The sequence below is a fragment of the Microbulbifer maximicatervae (SeqCode) genome (genome assembly GCF_052467225.1).
Genome location: NZ_CP174303.1, coordinates 4394674 through 4411848, shown reverse-complemented (window position 1 = coordinate 4411848; position 17175 = coordinate 4394674). Strand labels below are relative to the sequence as shown.

Sequence of the window (17175 nt, the reverse complement as noted above, 5' to 3'; positions counted from 1 at the left end):
GATCAGATTGGCATATCGATCAACGCTTCCATAGAATGGTAACTGCTGAAGCCTCGGGCGATACCGGGGCTATCAATAGGTTGCAGCGGAGATCGCAGATTGAAATATCAAGTGGAGTCTGGCTGGTTGGCGGGCGCGCGCCGGGTTCCGAGTCCTCATTGCAATAGCCGCCCGGAAGACTGTGCGGTGGATCTATTGGTGATTCACAGTATCAGCTTGCCGCCCGGACAGTATGGCGGCCCCTACATTGATGCCTTTTTCCTGGGGCAGTTGGATATCGATGCACACCCCTATTTTGCCGATATTGCTGCGTTACAGGTGTCTGCGCATATTTTGATCGACCGCGATGGCCTGGTAACCCAATACGTGCCCCTTGATCGTCGTGCCTGGCACGCGGGCAAGTCCGAGTTTAAAGGTCGCACTAATTGCAATGATTTTTCCATTGGTATTGAGCTGGAAGGTTTGGATACCGATATTTACACCGACTCCCAATATCACGCACTTGCCGAGGTGAGTGCTGCGATTATGCAAGCTTATCCCGCTATTGATATCGATAGAATTGCCAGTCATTCGGATATTGCTCCCGGAAGGAAATTGGACCCGGGTCCGGGGTTTGACTGGGAGCGCTACCTCAACAAGCTGAAAGAAATCGTCTGATACCCAGTAGCGGACCTTAAAAGTGGGAAGGGTTTCTGTAACAGGAGCCGCAGCACGATTTTGATAACTGAAACAGTCTCGGATTATTTATGACTCTGTTAATTGTTCTGATCACCGTTGCCCTGGTGCAAATCTGGGGCTCAGGGGCTCCGTTACATCGCGATGGTTGGTTCAGTCGCTGGAGTCAGTACTTACAGGCGTTGCCCAGCATTAATGGCAATAGCGGCCTGCTGCTTGGTGTCACTATCCTGGTTCCAGTATTGATCTCTGCAATTGCGATGACGCTGGCAGAGGGCGCTGCGGGTGGTCTGGGCTACCTGCTGTTGGGGGTGCCACTGCTGCTCTATTGTCTCGGTCGCGGCAACTTCAACGATATCGTCGCAAACTACCTGCGTCACTGGTATAGCGGCGACCTGGAAGGTGCCACCAAAGCAGCGGCGCCCATTTTGCGCGAGTTACACGAAGCGCCCTCCGATGACACTTGTCTGCATGAGCAGGTATTTCGCGGCGCTGCCTACTGCGCCTTTGAGAGACTCTTCGCCGTGCTGTTCTGGTTTATTTTGCTGGGTATTCCCGGGGCTGTACTCTTCCGCTTGAGTGCTTTGTACGCAGAAAATACCCGGGGCTCCTCCGAAGAGGCGACGGCGGCGCGTTGGTTGTGGTTGTTGGAATGGCTGCCGGTCCGTGTGATGGGGCTGAGCTTTGCCATTGTGGGTAACTTTGCCGGTTGTTACCGCGCCTGGCGCAGGGTGTTGATGTGTCGTGAGAGCCATACCGATCAGGTTCTCGAGGCTTACCTGGAAGGAGCTCTCGGCGGTATTGACGCCAGTGAGTGCAGTGGTGGTTCCGATCTGTCTCAGATGCAGCGCCAAAGTGGTGCGGAGATTGAAGGGCTGCAAGCGCTGCTATCCAGAACCTTGCTACTGTGGATCACTGGTTTGGCCCTTCTGGTTCTGTTTATCTGAGAAGCCTCTGAATAATCCCACAATGCCTGTACCATTGCCCCAGAGCTACTTTTGTCTGCTGGGGCGATTGTTGAATTTGTCGCCATTTTCAAAATTTTCTTTCCTTCCTATCTTGACTTATTCCCCCCTTCCTACGAAATTGCGCGCCCCAGCGGCCGGACTTCGGTGCTTTGCCATATCAATAAAGCGAAGCTAGTCATTGCCTGCGAAGGCTTATACTCATTGGAGGAAGTAGGGTTTGGAAGTTTCGGTATTGGAACCGCAAATGTTGTCAGATCTGGCTAGGGCAAACGATTGGAACGCAGCCACATTAGTGGCGGGCTTGCGAACCTATTTTCGCAGCGGCAGCACCACTGAATTGAGTTGGCGGCGCAAGCAACTGTCTCAGCTGCGCAAGATGATCTCCGAGAACGAGGCACATTTTGTCCAAGCCCTTCGCGATGATTTGCGCAAAGCTCCCCAGGAAAGCTACCTCACTGAAATTTCATTTCTCTACAACGATATCGATCACACCCTGAAGTCCCTGAAGAAGTGGGTGCGCCCGCGCAAGGTCCAATCGCCGATGATGACCCAGCCGGCCAAGAGCTATGTGCAACCGGAGCCACTGGGTGTTGTGCTGATTATCGGTGCCTGGAATTATCCGCTGCAATTATTGTTATCGCCGCTGGTACCGGCGATTGCCGCCGGCAATTGTGCGGTGGTAAAGCCCTCTGAGTTATCGCCAGCAACCTCCCGGTTAATCGCAGAATTATTACCGCGTTACCTCGACAATGATGCCTTTGCGTGTGTCGAAGGTGGTGTGGCAGAAACCACGGCGCTGCTGGAGCAGCGCTGGGACCATATTATGTACACCGGCGGTGGCCGGGTTGGCAAAATCATAATGAGTGCGGCGGCTAAATACCTGACTCCGGTAACCCTGGAACTCGGCGGAAAGAGCCCTTGTATTGTTGCCGATGATGCCAATCTGGAAGTGGCTGCACGGCGAATTGCCTGGGGTAAATTTACCAATGCGGGGCAGACTTGTATCGCCCCGGATTATGTTCTTTGTAGTCGGCGGACAGCCGATCGGCTCACCCCCATGTTGCAGCGGGTGCTCTGGGAAATGTATGGGGAGCATCCGCGAGAATCTGCCGACTATGGGCGCATTATTAATAGCCAGCACACCCTTCGCCTGTCGGATTACCTGGGGGATGGAGAGGTGGTATTTGGCGGTGAAGTCGATGTGGACGACTGCTATATGGCGCCCACCATAATGCGCAACGTCAATCTCTCTGCGGGAGTTATGCAGGAGGAGATCTTTGGCCCGATACTCCCCATTATTGAACTGGGTGATTTCTCCAAAGCGGAGGAGTTTGTCAATGAGCGAGAGAAGCCCCTGGCCCTGTATGTATTTACCCAGGATGAAGCATTGGCGGATCGGCTTCTATCCCGTTGCAGCTCCGGCAACGCCTGCGTGAATGACTGCATGATGTTTATGCTGGCCCAGGACCTGCCTTTTGGAGGCGTCGGTGCCAGCGGTATGGGGTCCTACCATGGAGAGCATGGCTTCCGCACTTTCAGTCATTACAAGGCCGTAATGCGGCGCAGAAATATCCTCGATATCGATATACGATATGCACCCTTCAACGACAGGAAAATGAAATTCCTGCGTATGCTCAGCAAATAATTCCTTATCGACAGGCACGGTTTTCCACTGTGCCTGCTCCGTAGAACACTGGATGTTATCGGCGGTGGATAAGCTGGATTATTCCCATGTAGTCGAAAAGGATACACAGTGTTATGCCCCTGGATCGCAACGAGATACCTGCCAGTGAGGATGTATTTAGTGCCGCACAAAATATTGCAGGCATGGTACACGAGACCCCTCTGCTCAGCTCTCGGCAGCTGAACGAGCTGACGGGCGCCAATTTGTGGTTTAAGTGTGAGCACTTGCAGAAAGTGGGTGCCTTTAAAGCGCGGGGCGCGGCTAATGCGCTTTCGCTGCTCCCAGACGGGGTCGAGGAAGTTGCCACCCATTCGTCCGGTAATCACGGTGCGGCGCTCGCCTGGGCAGCAGCCCAGCGGGGATTGGCCTGTACGGTGGTGATGCCCGAAACGGCTCCCAAGACAAAGCGCATGGCGGTTGAGGGGTACGGTGCCAAAGTGGTGACTTCGGGCCCCAGCCTGGCTGATCGCGAATCCACTTTGGCAAAGGTACTTAAGGAAACCGGTGCGCACGAAGTCCCGCCCTATGACGATAAGCGCATTATTGCTGGGCAGGGCACTGTAGCCATGGAAGTGCTCAAGCAGAGCCGCGAACAGGGCTTTGCTCCAGACGTTATTGTGGCGCCAGTGGGAGGCGGTGGACTTTTGTCTGGCGTGGGATTGGCAATGGCTGCGCTTGCCCCCGATATTCTGGTGATTGGTGCGGAACCCGCCGGAGCGGATGATGCCCAGCGTTCACTGCGCGGTGGAGTTCATATCACCACACAACAACCCGATACGATCGCCGATGGTCTGCGCACAACATTGGGCGGCAAAAATTACGCCGTTATTGAGCGCACGGTGCGGGATATTGTGACAGTCAGCGAAGCTGGTATCGTCAATGCGATGCGGCTATTGTGGACGCGAACCAAACAGCTGGTAGAACCGTCGGCTGCGGTGGGTCTCGCTGCGATCATTGAGCACAGCGCGCGCTTTCGCAATAAGAATGTCGTGGTTGTTCTGACCGGCGGAAATATGGATCTGGACAAAGTGGGCCCACTGCTGTCCAGTGAAGAAAACTAAAAGGGGAACTGGGATATGAGCCATTTATTGAAAAAGGGCGGCCGGGGTTTGGCCGGGCTGCTTTGTGCTGCTGCGCTGTCACTGACTGGAACCAACGCGATTGCTGAGAAGCTGACACTGTCATCCAGCTCCCTGCAAGCTGGAAAGAAAATGCCCATGGCTCATGTTTATGGCAGCTGCGGCGGTGAGAACCTGTCTCCCCAATTGAGTTGGAGTGGGGCACCGGAGGGCACAAAGAGTTTTGCTATTACCGCTTACGATCCCGACGCGCCTACCGGCAGTGGTTGGTGGCACTGGGTGGTATTTAATATCCCAGTGGATACGACCAATCTTCCGGAAGGGGCCGGTGACCTGAAAAACGGCCTGATTCCAGAAGCAGTACAGGGGCGCAATGATTATGGTAATTCCGGTTACGGTGGTGCCTGCCCGCCCAAAGGGCACGGGGATCATCGCTATCGTTTTCGTGTCTATGCCTTGAAAGTGGAATCCCTGCCGCTGGATGAAAACACTTCTCCTGCTAAAGTTGGCTTCAATATCAATGCCAATAAGTTGGCCGAAGCGGAGCTGGAAGTTTTGTGGGGCCACTGAGTAAATAAACTAATCTAAGGAGCCTCTGAATAATTCCGTAATGCCTCTGCGGGTCTTGAAGGTTGCAGATGTTAGGCGCAGCTCGCCGCGAATGGCCGTAGCCCTTTGCAAGAGCTGCAACGCAGCAGCTGTGGCCTTCAAGGCCCGCCCTTCGGGGCTTGCATAGCGATTCACACTCCGCGTTGCGACTTCTTGAAAGGTCTAGACATTCCTGCGAAGCCGCGCCTTGATTGTGAACCGCTATGCATACCAGAGGTATCACGGAGTTATTCAGAGGCTCCCTAATACTCCGCTGCACAGGAACACCTGTTGCAGCGGCTGAGGCTCTGGAGGCCCGCGCTTGACCAACTTACAAAAACAAATGACATGGGGGCAAGCGCTGGCCGCTTATTTGAAGCCCCGTGTACTCACCATGTTTTTCCTCGGCTTTTCCGCCGGCCTCCCATTACTGCTGGTTTTCTCTACTTTGACTGCCTGGCTGCGGGACTACGGTGTCAGCCGTACCGCCATCGGGTTTTTTGCCTGGGTGGGGATCACCTTTTCTATCAAAGTTCTCTGGGCCCCTATTGTCGATCAGCTGCGTCTGCCTTTTTTCACGGATAAATTGGGCAAGCGTCGGGGCTGGATGCTGGTATCCCAAATCGGGATAGCGATTGGCCTGATAGGTATGGCCAGTGTAAATCCCCAGCTCTCCCTGATGCACGTAGCCCTACTGGCCCTGTGGGTCGCTTTCTGTTCGGCCTCTCAAGATGTAGCGATTGATGCCTATCGAATTGAGGCCATGGATGACGACTATCAGGGCGCTATGGCTGCCAATTATGTATTTGGCTATCGGGTGGCAATGTTGATAGCCGGAGCGGGCGCCCTGTTTATTGCGGATATCTTTAGCTGGTCCGGTGCTTATCTTGCGATGGCTGGATTGATGGGAGTGGGCCTGATTACCACTCTGATTATTGCCGAGCCCGATCACAGCAAGGTAAACAAAGAAGCCGATGAGCTGCAAAGCGAGTGGGCCCAGCGCCTGTTGGGCAAGGGGGAGCATGGTCGCATGAAGCAGTGGTTTATTCGCGCCGTGGCCTGCCCCTTTATCGAGTTTTTTCAGCGCAATGGCCGCTTTGCAATCATTCTGTTGTTATTTATCGGCATCTTCCGTTTAAGTGATATTGCGATGGGGGTGATGGCCAATCCTTTCTATTTGGATCTGGGCTTTACCAAAACGGAAATCGCTGAAATCAGCAAGCTGTTTGGCTTCTTCTGTACCATTATCGGTTCCTTTCTAGGTGGGCTGTTAGTGGTGCGATACGGTGTTGTGCGTCCGCTGATACTGGGTTCGGTTATGGTCGCCTGCACCAACCTGTTATTTGCCCAACTCGCTGTGATCGGTCCCGATAAAGCCTGGTTGGCGCTGGTAATTAGTGCGGACAACATTAGTGGAGGAATTGCCAATGCGATACTGATCGCGTTTCTCTCCAGTCTTGCCAATAAAGCTTATACCGCCACTCAATATGCTTTGTTCAGCTCCCTGATGACCTTGCCGGGGAAATTTATCAGTGGTTTTTCCGGCATCGTGGTGGATGCTCAGGGTTATGCCTACTTCTTTATTTATGCAGCGCTTATGGGAATTCCAGCCATTCTGCTGTCCATTTATTTTTGGCGCCGCGAGCAGCGCGACTGGCCGGGAGAAGAAGTGCAGCCGGGAGCGGGCACTACCTAAGGTTTACAGGGATGCTATTTCCTCTCTAAGAGTACATCCTGAATTCAGCTCTTTTCTAAATCCCTATGTCATATCAAAACTCTTCGCCGGGCATTCTGCCCGGCTTGTGTCTATGGTGGTTGTAAAGGTGAAACCCACCCCTCCATAGACTCGCCCTTATGTTTGATTGTGTGTCTGTTGCCTGTCGGGTCGGGTATCACTGGTAGACGATGCTCAGCGAATAAAAGCGACAAACTATGGCCCACGAAACCATCCGGGAGGCGGTGTTTAATCGGCGTATGCTGATTTGTATTGGCACCGGTTTCTCTTCGGGGATGCCTCTTTTTGTATTGATACAGTTGGTGCCCGCTTGGCTGCGTACCGAAGGCGTGGATCTGGCCACTATCGGTATTTTTGCATTGCTCGGATTGCCCTATACGTGGAAATTTATCTGGTCTCCATTGATGGAGCGCTACGCATTCCCGATGCTCGGTCGCCGGCGGGGCTGGATGCTGGTAATGCAGCTGTTATTGATTGTTTCCATTGGTGTCCTGGGGATGTTCAGTCCCCAGTTTGATATTTGGTCAATTGCCGCAATTTGCTTTGCCGTGGCTTTTTTTAGCGCCAGCCAGGATATAGTCCTGGATGCTTTCCGACGCGAGATTCTGCCAGACCAGGAGTTGGGTCTGGGCAATTCCTTTCATGCCAACGCCTATCGTATTTCCGGCTTGATTCCGGGATCCCTCAGCTTGATCCTGTCGGACCACCTGGCCTGGGACCAGGTGTTTATGATTACTGCGGCCTTTATGTTGATTGCCGTCTTTATGACCTTGATGGTGGCGGAGCCAGACCATCCAGCAGGTCGTCCTAAATCTTTGCGCGAGGCCATTGTTTTACCCTTTGTCGAATTCTTTAATCGCAATGGCGTAAAACAGGCGGTGCTCGTACTGGCCTTTATGTTTTTGTACAAGCTTGGCGATAGCATGGCTACGGCACTGGCGACGCCCTATTACCTGGATATGGGATATTCCAATACGGATATCGGCATAGTGGCAAAGAATGCCGGTTTGTGGCCTGCGGTAATTGGCGGCTTCTTTGGCGGCTTATTAATTGTAAAGATTGGGATTAATAAGTGCCTATGGATTTTCGGGGTGGTACAGCTGGTTTCAATTTTCGGATTCATGATTTTGTCTGAAGTGAATGGCGAGCTGGTGGGCACTCCAGATTTCAATCCTAGCCTCTGGCTATTGGCGATAGTAATTGCCTTTGAGTATCTCGGGGTGGGGTTGGGGACAGCGGTGTTTATTGCATTTATCGCCCGCACTACCAGCAAGTTGCACACTGCAACTCAATTTGCCTTGTTTACAGCGTTGACTTCGCTCCCGCGCACCTTCGCCAATGCCTCCACCGGCTATTTGGTGGAGGGAATGGGGTGGACACACTTCTTTCTCCTGTGTGCCGTTTTGGCGGTGCCTGGAATGATCCTGTTATTTTGGGTCGCGCCCTGGGGGGCTGATGAAGTAGCGTAGTTTTCTGTCTGCGATTGGGGCTAAGGTTTCCAGCGGTATTTGCCCATATCCACTCGCCCTTTCAGCAGTATGACCCCCTCTCTTTCCAGTCTTTCACGCTGGCGGCTGGCGCCGGGTTCCGGCAGGGAGATGCGCCCCTGGGCGTTGATCACCCGGTGCCAGGGTAGCTTGGTACCCCGGGGTAATTTACGCAGGGTCTGACCTGCAAGTCTCGCAGCGCGTGGGTAGCCGGCCATCTCAGCCAAGTCCCCGTAGGTGACAACCCGCCCTTTGGGGATCGCCGCCAAGGCTTGGCATATTCTTTCCAGGGAGTTCTGTTTTTCCATAAAAAGCTCTAAATATCGGCGAATTACGCCAACTGGGCGCAATTTTTTACTTTGTAATCTCCTGAAAATGAGATTTTTATTCGCCATTTATGGATACTTTACCAGCTCGCAAGGTCACAGTCCCCTGGGCGCGAAGGCCTCCGCTGTGACGGCGTGCCACATGATTCTAGTTATGGCATCATGGTGCGATTGTTGAGGCTGTTTGCACCGTTCATACACCTAAAAAGTCCAAGGTTTCTTAGTGGTTTTATCGACACGACTTCCCAAGCTCTTTGCTCGAACTCTCTTGTTTCTTGTGCCCTTCCAGGCCCATGCCGGTGTGCTGACCCTGGAAAATGGCGATCGTATTCAGGGCGAGTTGGTGCTGGTAGAGAAGGATCAGGTCACTTGGAAGTCAGAGACTTTTGGTGAAGTTAAAGTCGACAAATCCAAAGTGGTGTCGATGGATATCGATACCGATATCAAAATTGCCGGCAGGGATGAACCTTGCACCTTGGCTGGCCACCGCCAGGAGCGCTGGGAAGTGTACTGCGATGAAGGGCGCGGTTGGTTGATCGACTTCCCCGGTATTGAGCGGGCAGAACCCTACAGCACATTTACCACCAGTCCGGTGTTATTCAGCGGTGATGTTACCGCCGGAGGCGTATTCGAGAGCGGTAACCGTGAGCGTGAAGACCTCGATGCCAATATCAACTTGGATATCCGCCATGGAGATTTTAACCACCTGATTGGGGCGGTTTACCAGAACCAGGAAAGTGAAGAAGATGGTGACCTGGAAAAATACCAGCTCAACTATGACCTGCGCTGGATCTTTGCTGAGAAATGGTTTGCCGCTGCTAACAGTGAGTTGGAAAGGGAAGAGGCCCAGAACTTAGACCTGGGAACTACGCTCGGTCTCGGTATGGGTTATCTGTTTTACGATACCAGTAAGACCACTTTCTCCCTAGAAGGTGGCTTGAGTAGCCTGCACGAGAGTTTTATCGACGAAGAGTTGAGCGAAGACCAGGATGAACGCTATGTCGCCGGTCGAATTGCACTTAACTACCGCTACAAGTTTTCCCTTGGACCGGAAATTTATTTCGACCAGGAAACCTTACAATCCTTTGATCACAGTAACGACTACGAAGCTAACGCCAAGCTGGGGGTGCGCACACCGCTGGTTGAAGGCGTGCTGATGGAGATCGGTTACGAGTGGCAGTACGACAATACGCCCTCCCTGGAAAGTGAAAAAGAAGATACCAAAGTGACCGTTGGTGTCGGTTACGAATGGTAATTCCCCCTCGAGCCAGCATAGGGCAGGTTCGAAGGCAGTCATAAACGATAAATCTAAAAAACGAGCGACGACGAGGAGTTCAATATGCAAATCGCTGACAGTATTGTTGCGATTACCGGTGCGGGCCAGGGGTTGGGCCGAGCCATGGCCGAGTATCTGGCTGCGCGGGGCGCCCGCCTGGCCCTGATCGATGTTAATGAGGAAGGCCTGAAAGACAGCGTTGCAGCTTGTGAAAAGCTCGGTGCTGAGGCTCGCAGTTACTTGATCAATGTTGCCGATGAGGAAGCGGTGGACTCCGGTTTTGCGAAAATCGCAGCAGACTTTGGCGGACTCCAGGTTCTGGTTAATAACGCCGGCATTATGCGCGATGGCATGTTGCTCAAGTGTAAAGACGGCAAAGTGACAGATCGCATGTCCCTGGCACAGTGGCAGTCTGTGATCGATGTGAACCTTACCGGTGTATTCCTTTGCGGCCGTGCTGCAGCGGGCATTATGGCGGAAAGCGGCAAGGGTGGGGTGATGGTCAATATCTCCAGTTTGTCCCGTGCGGGCAATATGGGGCAGACCAACTACTCCGCCAGTAAAGCGGGTGTTGCAGCGATGACGGTATCCTGGGCACGCGAACTGGCGCGCTACGGCGTGCGTGTTGCCGGGATTGCCCCGGGTTTTATCGGCACCGATATGGTTGCGCAAATGCGCCCTGAGATTCTTGAGAGTCTGGTAAAACAAGTGCCCCTGCGCAGGTTGGGTGAGCAGGATGAGATCGCCTCGACAGTAGCGTTTATTCTGGAGAACGACTACGTCACCGGTCGAGTGGTAGATATTGATGGCGGAGCCCGTTTGTAAGCTTCCCTCTTCCCGAGCATAAAAAGGGTGAACTGAGTTCACCCTTTTTTGATTCTGTAATTAGTTTCTGGATTTACAGCAAATAGTGCTTTAACTCAAACGCGTAACACCATCGGCGCGGAACTTCGAATACATTAGCTGCCATAGCTGAAGTGTGCGCCCCCGGAATGCACCGGCGTAAGATAGTAGATAGTAGCGCCACATCCTGTAGAAGCGCTGGCCGTAGCGATCGGCAAAGCGCGGCCAGTTTTTCTCAAAGTTTTCATGCCAGGCCATCAGGGTTTTATCGTAGTAGTATCCAAAGTTGTGCAGGTCTTCGCACACTAGCAAGCGATCGGTCGCGTCGCCCAGCTGCCCTACGGAAGGTAGCTCACCACCTGGGAATATATATTTTTCTGTCCACAAGTCCGTAGATGCGGTGCGCTGGTTGTTGCCGATCGTATGTAACATCATCAACCCATCTTTGTTCAGACAGCGCGCTGCTGTTTCCATAAATTTTCGGTAGTTCTTGCGGCCGACATGCTCAAACATCCCTACGCTGGCAATGCGGTCAAAAGGTTCTTTGAGTTCTCGATAGTCCTGAAGGCGAACAGTAATTGGCAGTTCACCATAGCGCTCTGTCACATAGGCTTTTTGCTCTCGGGAAATCGTAATCCCTACACACTCCACTTGATACTTTTGCGCGGCATAGCTAACCAGGCTGCCCCAGCCACAGCCAATATCCAGCAAGCGCATCCCGGGTTTCAATTCCAGCTTGCGGCAAATCAGGTCCAGCTTGGCTTCCTGGGCTTGGTCGAGGGTTTCAGCCTCCTTCCAATAGCCGCAGCTGTACGTAAGCCGATTGTCGAGCATGGCACTATAGAATTCGTTGCCCAGGTCGTAGTGTTGCTCTCCCACATTAAACGAGCGGTTTTTGCTTTGTAGATTCACCAGATAGCTGCGTGTGGCGCGCCAAAAGTAGCGCCAGTTCTTGATACTGTGATGAATCTCAGCACTGAGTAACCGGTGGAAGAACTGATCCAGGTCTTGGACATCCCAATCGCCGCGCATATAGGACTCACCCAGGCCCAAGCTGTGCCGGGCGATGACCTCATCAAGGGCTGCTTCCCGATGAAGTTGCAGGTCCCAGGGTCTTTCCCCGTTAATTTGAATGTCCGCTTTCGCCAATATATCGTCCACTAAGTGGCGACTGCGTCCGATGGCTGGCACTTCTATAGCATCCTGTTGCTCGCTTGCCATTCAATCCTTCCTCTCTCCAGTTACTGTGGGGTGGAATAAGGCGCCCTTGAATAATTTGCCTCCCCACTCCATTTACTACAGCATATTGAAAAAACCGTGATCGCCCCGGCTCTCAGCGAAGCTGGTTAACTAGGAATTTCCGCAATGCGCCCATTATTACTTCTATTTATAGCCCTACCTGTACTCGAAATGTGGGTGTTGATTGCCGTAGGCAGTGAAATTGGCGCCCTGCCAACGATCGGCCTGGTCATTTTGACCGCAGTAGTAGGAGTGACACTGCTTCGCCGCCAGGGAATCTCTACCCTGATGCGGGCCCAGGAGAAGATGCAGGCTGGAAATATTCCCGCCAAAGAGATGGTTGAGGGGATATTCCTCGCGGTGGGTGGTGTGCTGTTGCTCACCCCGGGCTTTATCACTGATTTCTTCGGCTTTATCTGCCTGATACCGGGGCTCAGGAACCTGTTGCTCGGTTTTATCCTTCGCCACGTCAAAGTGGTTCCTCCGCAGAATTTTAACCAGTCGCCAAATCACAAGCGAGGCGATGACATTATCGAGGGGGAGTATTCGAAAGATGAGAAGCGCCCCGGAGAGAGTCAACACTCCGTTGAAGATAAGCGCCCCAAGTCCTGATTGGGTTAAAAAATATACAAAATGTCAGTGATGAGAATTTGCTTTGCAGTTTTTTCACCTGATGGTGTTGAAATCCTTATTCCCGCCCATAGATAGGGTTCAACTGAGAATTAAGCCCCGCCTCTGAGGATCAGAGAGGGGTGAGGTTACCGGCCCAAAGGGCCAGTGCCGCCCATGTTGGAAACCATTAAAACGACTCAATGGAGAACTTATCCATGAAAATTCGTCCTTTACACGACCGCGTCGTAGTACGCCGTAAGGAAGAAGAAGCGATGTCAGCTGGCGGTATCGTGCTGCCAGGCGCTGCCAAAGAAAAGCCGAACCAAGGTGAAGTGGTAGCCGTGGGTGAGGGCAAGCAGCTGGACAATGGCGATGTTCGCGCACTGTCTGTGAAGGTAGGTGACACTGTTGTTTTCGGTCGCTATGCCGACAGCAATACCCTCAAGGTGGAAGGCGAAGAGCTGATCATCATGAGCGAAGGTGACATCTACGGCGTGTTGGAAGGCTAAGGCCAGCCTTTAACTTTACTCGCAAAAAGAATTTGAGGAATAAGAATCATGGCAGCTAAAGACGTAATTTTCGGTGACGACGCTCGTCAGAAAATGCTGAAAGGCGTAAACATCCTGGCAGACGCTGTAAAAACTACCCTGGGTCCCAAAGGCCGCAACGTAGTTCTGGACAAGTCCTTCGGCGCTCCTACCGTAACCAAAGACGGTGTTTCCGTAGCCAAGGAAATCGAACTGCAAGACAAGTTCGAGAACATGGGCGCGCAGATGGTTAAAGAAGTCGCTTCCAAAGCTTCTGACACTGCCGGTGACGGCACCACTACCGCTACCGTTCTGGCTCAGGCTATCGTAACTGAAGGTCTGAAATCCGTAGCCGCTGGCTTCAACCCTATGGACCTGAAGCGCGGTATCGACAAAGCGGTAATCGCAGCTGTTGATCACATCGCTGGCCTGTCCACTCCTTGCGCTGACACCAAGTCTATCGCTCAGGTAGGTACTATTTCCGCTAACAGCGACGAGAGCGTTGGTACCATCATCGCTGAAGCCATGGAAAAAGTTGGCAAAGAAGGCGTTATCACTGTTGAAGAAGGTTCCGGCCTGGAAAACGAGCTGGACGTAGTAGAAGGCATGCAGTTCGACCGCGGCTACCTGTCTCCTTACTTCATCACCAACCAAGAGAACATGACTGCCGAGCTGGACAATCCGTTCATCCTGCTGGTAGACAAGAAAATCTCCAACATCCGCGACCTGCTGCCCCTGCTGGAGCAAGTAGCTAAAGCTTCCAAGCCGCTGCTGATCATCGCTGAAGACGTAGAAGGCGAAGCACTGGCAACTCTGGTAGTAAACAGCATGCGCGGCATCGTTAAAGTTGCTGCTGTTAAAGCACCTGGTTTCGGCGACCGTCGTAAAGCCATGCTGCAGGACATCGCTATCCTGACTGGCGGCACCGTGATTTCTGAAGAAGTTGGCCTGGAGCTGGAAGGTACCACTCTGGAGCACCTGGGTACTGCTAAGCGCGTAACCCTGTCCAAAGAAAACACTGTAATCGTTGACGGCGCTGGCAATGTTAAAGACATCGAAGCTCGCGTTAGCCAGATCCGTGCACAGATCGAAGAGTCCTCTTCCGACTACGACAAAGAGAAGCTGCAAGAGCGCGTAGCCAAGCTGGCTGGCGGTGTTGCGGTAATCAAAGTAGGCGCCGCTACTGAAGTAGAAATGAAAGAGAAGAAAGCCCGCGTTGAAGACGCGCTGCACGCTACCCGCGCCGCAGTAGAGGAAGGCGTAGTACCTGGCGGTGGTACCGCACTGGTTCGCGCTACCCAGGTTATATCTGTAACTGGCGACAACGAAGACCAGAACCACGGCATCGCTGCAGCCCTGCGCGCTATGGAAATGCCTCTGCGTCAAATCGTTTCCAACGCTGGTGACGAAGCTTCCGTAGTTGTTGACAAGATCAAGCAAGGCGAAGGCAACTTCGGTTACAACGCTGCTACTGGTGAGTACGGCGATATGCTGGAAATGGGTATCCTGGACCCAGCTAAAGTAACCCGCTCTGCTCTGCAAGCGGCAGCTTCTATCGCTGGCCTGATGATCACCACCGAAGCCATGGTTGCAGAAATCCCGGAAGACAAGCCGGCTGCTCCTGACATGAGCGGTATGGGTGGCATGGGCGGTATGGGTGGCATGATGTAAGCCGGCCTTAAAGCCTATCTAAAAAGCCCCGCAATTGCGGGGCTTTTTTTTTGCCTTGTGGAAAGTGGTTTACTGGGGGCAGATTTATCCAAGGTGTGAATTGGCGTAGATGAGAGCACTTAACTGCTGGAACTTGGTGTGATACAGGGCAGCAGCAAAATCGAGTGGAGCAGGGCTGGTAAGTGATGGTGAATCTGACTTAAGTTGAAATAACAAACATAGAATGGAATCGGTGCGGAAATATGGATATCTACGAAATGGTCGAGTCGGGAGATCTGCCAGTACCTGAGTGTGCGAAAACTCTGGGATTTGAGTTAATAAGCTATTCACGTGAAAAAATGGAGATGAAAGCCCGATTTTTTGCCAGGGAGTCATTCTTAAACCCTGCGGGAACAATACAGGGTGGGTTTCTGTGTGCAATGCTCGACGACGTAATGGGTCCTGCACTTGTATTTTCGCTGAATATTGGTCAGTTTGCTCCGACACTAGAGCTAAAGACTCAATTTGTTCGCCCAGCTAAAGTGGGGCCAGTTGAGGGTGTTGGCAGAGTTGTATCTAGAGGTGGAACTGTCTGCTTTCTGGAAGGAGAGCTTCTTCAAGAGGGGAAGCTTATTGCTAGGGCAACCGCTACGGCTTTAATAAAGGGACACAATTTATAAATCCTTGATGAAGGATGTGATGTTTTCTGAGGTAAGAATGAGTTTTGAACAAAGCATATATAGCTCCCCGGAAAGTGAGCTTTGCCCGGAGGGGAAGAAGCGGGTTAAGTTGGGGAGCGTTCTTTCTATATTGGGTGCTGTTCTTCAAACCCCGATTATTGTGTTCTTTTATTTGGGGATGTTGAGTTTTTGGGAAACTTTTCAGATCGCCCAATCACTTGATACATCCCCTGAAGTAATGGTAGGCATGATGAGCCAATCCCTCTCTAATTTTGTTATAGGAGGTCTATTGTCTGCTCCAGGCTTGTTGATTTCCTGTACTGCTTTGTTTTTATCGTCTTTTCGAACTAAGTGGTTGTTTTGGTATTCTTTAATACTCTCACTGATTTGGACTGGCTCTTTTCCATTTGGGACACTATTTGGTTTGATATATCTGTTAATAATTTTGATTAAACGAAAATCGTAAATGCATATTTGATCCATTTTTTCCTGATTTGTAAGGTGAGGTGAAATAAATGTTAGACACTATTTGGGATTATTTTCAGCAGCGAGAAATCGATGATGCGAGATATCGAGCTCAAAATGCAAAGCAGATGGCCGCTAACCTGGAACTGGAAGTCGGTGATATTCAGGGGCGCATAGATACATTAGTGTTGGCGAATCAGGCTATGTGGGAGCTTTTATCGGAAAAATTAGGGGTTACCGAGGCCGAACTTATTGAAAAGATGGGGCAGATTGATCTGCGAGATGGTAAGCGCGATGGAAAAATATCCACTGGTAACCTGAAAGAGTGCCCTTCTTGTGGCCATAAGGTGAGAAAGCAAAGGGCCAATTGTTACTGGTGTGGAACAGAGCTGACTTTATCCAGCCCGTTTATGGACTCAAAGCGGACTGATTAATTTCCCATTTGATGGAAGAACTACCAATATGGTTTTTGGCATACTTGGATAGCCACTTGGCATCATCGGATTCTTAGTTGGCGCCTTCTGATCATATACTGATTTCAAGATTAACGCTTGGGAGACAGATAGATGGAAACGGCACTTATTACTGGGGCCTCTGGTGGCATCGGCCTTGAACTGGCCAGGGTACATGCATCTAAGGGTGGAAACTTGGTTCTGGTTGCTCGGTCTGAAGGGAAGCTTTCAGCACTCAAACAGCAGCTGGAGAAGGAGTTTGGTATCCAGGCAATGGTTATTGCCGAGGACCTTTCTGACCCTATGTCCGCGCAGAGAATTTTTGAGCGAACCCAAAGTGAGGGTGTGGAGATTGGCACTCTAATTAACAATGCGGGTTTTGGTGGTCATGGTCTTTTCCATCAGAGGGATTTGGAAGCTGAGCAGGGTATGATGCAGGTGAATATGGTTTCCCTTACCAATCTCACCCACCTGTATTTAAAGGGGATGGTTGGCCGCAATAGTGGACATATTCTTAATGTTTCATCTACAGCCTCTTTTATTCCCGGCCCTTTACAGGCGGTTTACTACGCAACTAAAGCCTATGTAACTTCATTTAGCCAGGCACTGGCTGAGGAATTGAAAGGCACAGGTGTAACAGTAACGGCTTTGTGCCCCGGTGCTGTTGCAACAGGGTTTGTGGCCGCTGGTGATCTTCAGGGTGTCGATATTTGGAAAAATGCCCGCTCGGCTGAGTCTGTTGCCAGATGTGGCTATCAGGCAATGGAGCGGGGAGATCTGATTGCTTTTAATGAGACACGGCTCAAGTTGTTTCTGAATTGGATAATGCCTTTACTGCCCCGTAAAATGGTACTGAAGTTTTCCCGTCAGACGATGGAAAAGTCTTAAT

Annotated in this window: 18 protein-coding genes; 15 read left to right on the top strand and 3 right to left on the bottom strand. The window is 51.8% G+C overall.

Features of this window, described 5'->3' with window-relative positions; all coding sequences use genetic code 11:
• Positions 1-99 precede the first annotated feature (99 nt).
• From ampD to ACJJIZ_RS18990, 7 genes are all read left to right on the top strand, one after another.
• Positions 100-657, top strand: coding sequence for a 1,6-anhydro-N-acetylmuramyl-L-alanine amidase AmpD (ampD, locus tag ACJJIZ_RS19020; protein WP_413664710.1), 558 nt, complete (start codon positions 100-102; stop codon positions 655-657).
• Between the two features lie 89 nt (positions 658-746).
• Positions 747-1622 (top strand): regulatory signaling modulator protein AmpE, encoded by an 876-nt coding sequence (gene ampE / locus ACJJIZ_RS19015; RefSeq protein WP_444914474.1) that lies wholly within the window; start codon positions 747-749, stop codon positions 1620-1622.
• A gap of 238 nt (positions 1623-1860) precedes the next feature.
• On the top strand, positions 1861-3288 hold the full coding sequence (locus ACJJIZ_RS19010) for an aldehyde dehydrogenase family protein (protein WP_444914473.1): 1428 nt from the start codon (positions 1861-1863) through the stop codon (positions 3286-3288).
• 113 nt (positions 3289-3401) lie between these two features.
• Positions 3402-4388, top strand: coding sequence for a threonine ammonia-lyase (locus ACJJIZ_RS19005; protein WP_444914472.1), 987 nt, complete (start codon positions 3402-3404; stop codon positions 4386-4388).
• A gap of 15 nt (positions 4389-4403) precedes the next feature.
• Positions 4404-4976 (top strand): YbhB/YbcL family Raf kinase inhibitor-like protein, encoded by a 573-nt coding sequence (locus ACJJIZ_RS19000; RefSeq protein WP_413664714.1) that lies wholly within the window; start codon positions 4404-4406, stop codon positions 4974-4976.
• A 340-nt stretch (positions 4977-5316) separates the two neighbouring features.
• Positions 5317-6690: an AmpG family muropeptide MFS transporter gene (locus tag ACJJIZ_RS18995; RefSeq protein ID WP_444914471.1), complete on the top strand. Its 1374-nt coding sequence runs from the start codon at positions 5317-5319 to the stop codon at positions 6688-6690.
• 236 nt (positions 6691-6926) lie between these two features.
• On the top strand, positions 6927-8198 hold the full coding sequence (locus ACJJIZ_RS18990; protein WP_413664716.1) for an AmpG family muropeptide MFS transporter: 1272 nt from the start codon (positions 6927-6929) through the stop codon (positions 8196-8198).
• 20 nt (positions 8199-8218) lie between these two features.
• On the opposite strand, the gene ACJJIZ_RS18985 is transcribed toward ACJJIZ_RS18990, so the two are convergent.
• Complete coding sequence (locus ACJJIZ_RS18985; protein ID WP_413664717.1) at positions 8219-8524, bottom strand: MGMT family protein; 306 nt, start codon at positions 8522-8524, stop codon at positions 8219-8221.
• Positions 8525-8765: 241 nt separating this feature from the next.
• Between ACJJIZ_RS18985 and ACJJIZ_RS18980 the strand changes: the two genes are divergently transcribed.
• Entirely contained in the window at positions 8766-9797 is a 1032-nt protein-coding gene (locus tag ACJJIZ_RS18980) for a DUF481 domain-containing protein (RefSeq protein ID WP_444914470.1), read from the top strand.
• 84 nt (positions 9798-9881) lie between these two features.
• The gene (locus tag ACJJIZ_RS18975) at positions 9882-10643 is read left to right on the top strand and encodes an SDR family oxidoreductase (RefSeq protein WP_444914469.1); all 762 of its coding nucleotides are present in this window, start codon (positions 9882-9884) and stop codon (positions 10641-10643) included.
• A 90-nt stretch (positions 10644-10733) separates the two neighbouring features.
• Here ACJJIZ_RS18975 and cfa read toward each other — a convergent pair whose 3' ends face one another.
• Positions 10734-11882 (bottom strand): cyclopropane fatty acyl phospholipid synthase, encoded by a 1149-nt coding sequence (gene cfa, locus ACJJIZ_RS18970; protein WP_444914468.1) that lies wholly within the window; start codon positions 11880-11882, stop codon positions 10734-10736.
• 144 nt (positions 11883-12026) lie between these two features.
• Here cfa and ACJJIZ_RS18965 point away from each other — a divergent pair, with 144 nt between their 5' ends.
• The 4 genes from ACJJIZ_RS18965 to ACJJIZ_RS18950 all read left to right on the top strand — a co-directional run bounded on the left by ACJJIZ_RS18965 (position 12027) and on the right by ACJJIZ_RS18950 (position 15369).
• Positions 12027-12512: an FxsA family protein gene (locus ACJJIZ_RS18965; protein WP_444914467.1), complete on the top strand. Its 486-nt coding sequence runs from the start codon at positions 12027-12029 to the stop codon at positions 12510-12512.
• A 215-nt stretch (positions 12513-12727) separates the two neighbouring features.
• On the top strand, positions 12728-13021 hold the full coding sequence (locus ACJJIZ_RS18960) for a co-chaperone GroES (protein WP_020412315.1): 294 nt from the start codon (positions 12728-12730) through the stop codon (positions 13019-13021).
• Positions 13022-13069: 48 nt separating this feature from the next.
• Positions 13070-14710, top strand: a complete 1641-nt coding sequence (gene groL / locus ACJJIZ_RS18955; RefSeq protein WP_444894876.1) for a chaperonin GroEL — start codon at positions 13070-13072, stop codon at positions 14708-14710.
• A gap of 242 nt (positions 14711-14952) precedes the next feature.
• Entirely contained in the window at positions 14953-15369 is a 417-nt protein-coding gene (locus ACJJIZ_RS18950) for a PaaI family thioesterase (protein WP_444914466.1), read from the top strand.
• A 201-nt stretch (positions 15370-15570) separates the two neighbouring features.
• Here the strand turns inward: ACJJIZ_RS18950 and ACJJIZ_RS18945 are convergent, their stop codons facing one another.
• Entirely contained in the window at positions 15571-15852 is a 282-nt protein-coding gene (locus ACJJIZ_RS18945) for a hypothetical protein (protein WP_444914465.1), read from the bottom strand.
• A 32-nt stretch (positions 15853-15884) separates the two neighbouring features.
• Between ACJJIZ_RS18945 and ACJJIZ_RS18940 the strand changes: the two genes are divergently transcribed.
• Both ACJJIZ_RS18940 and ACJJIZ_RS18935 read left to right on the top strand, forming a co-directional pair.
• On the top strand, positions 15885-16268 hold the full coding sequence (locus tag ACJJIZ_RS18940) for a zinc ribbon domain-containing protein (RefSeq protein ID WP_444894721.1): 384 nt from the start codon (positions 15885-15887) through the stop codon (positions 16266-16268).
• Between the two features lie 132 nt (positions 16269-16400).
• Positions 16401-17174: an SDR family NAD(P)-dependent oxidoreductase gene (locus ACJJIZ_RS18935; RefSeq protein WP_444914464.1), complete on the top strand. Its 774-nt coding sequence runs from the start codon at positions 16401-16403 to the stop codon at positions 17172-17174.
• Position 17175 lies beyond the last annotated feature (1 nt).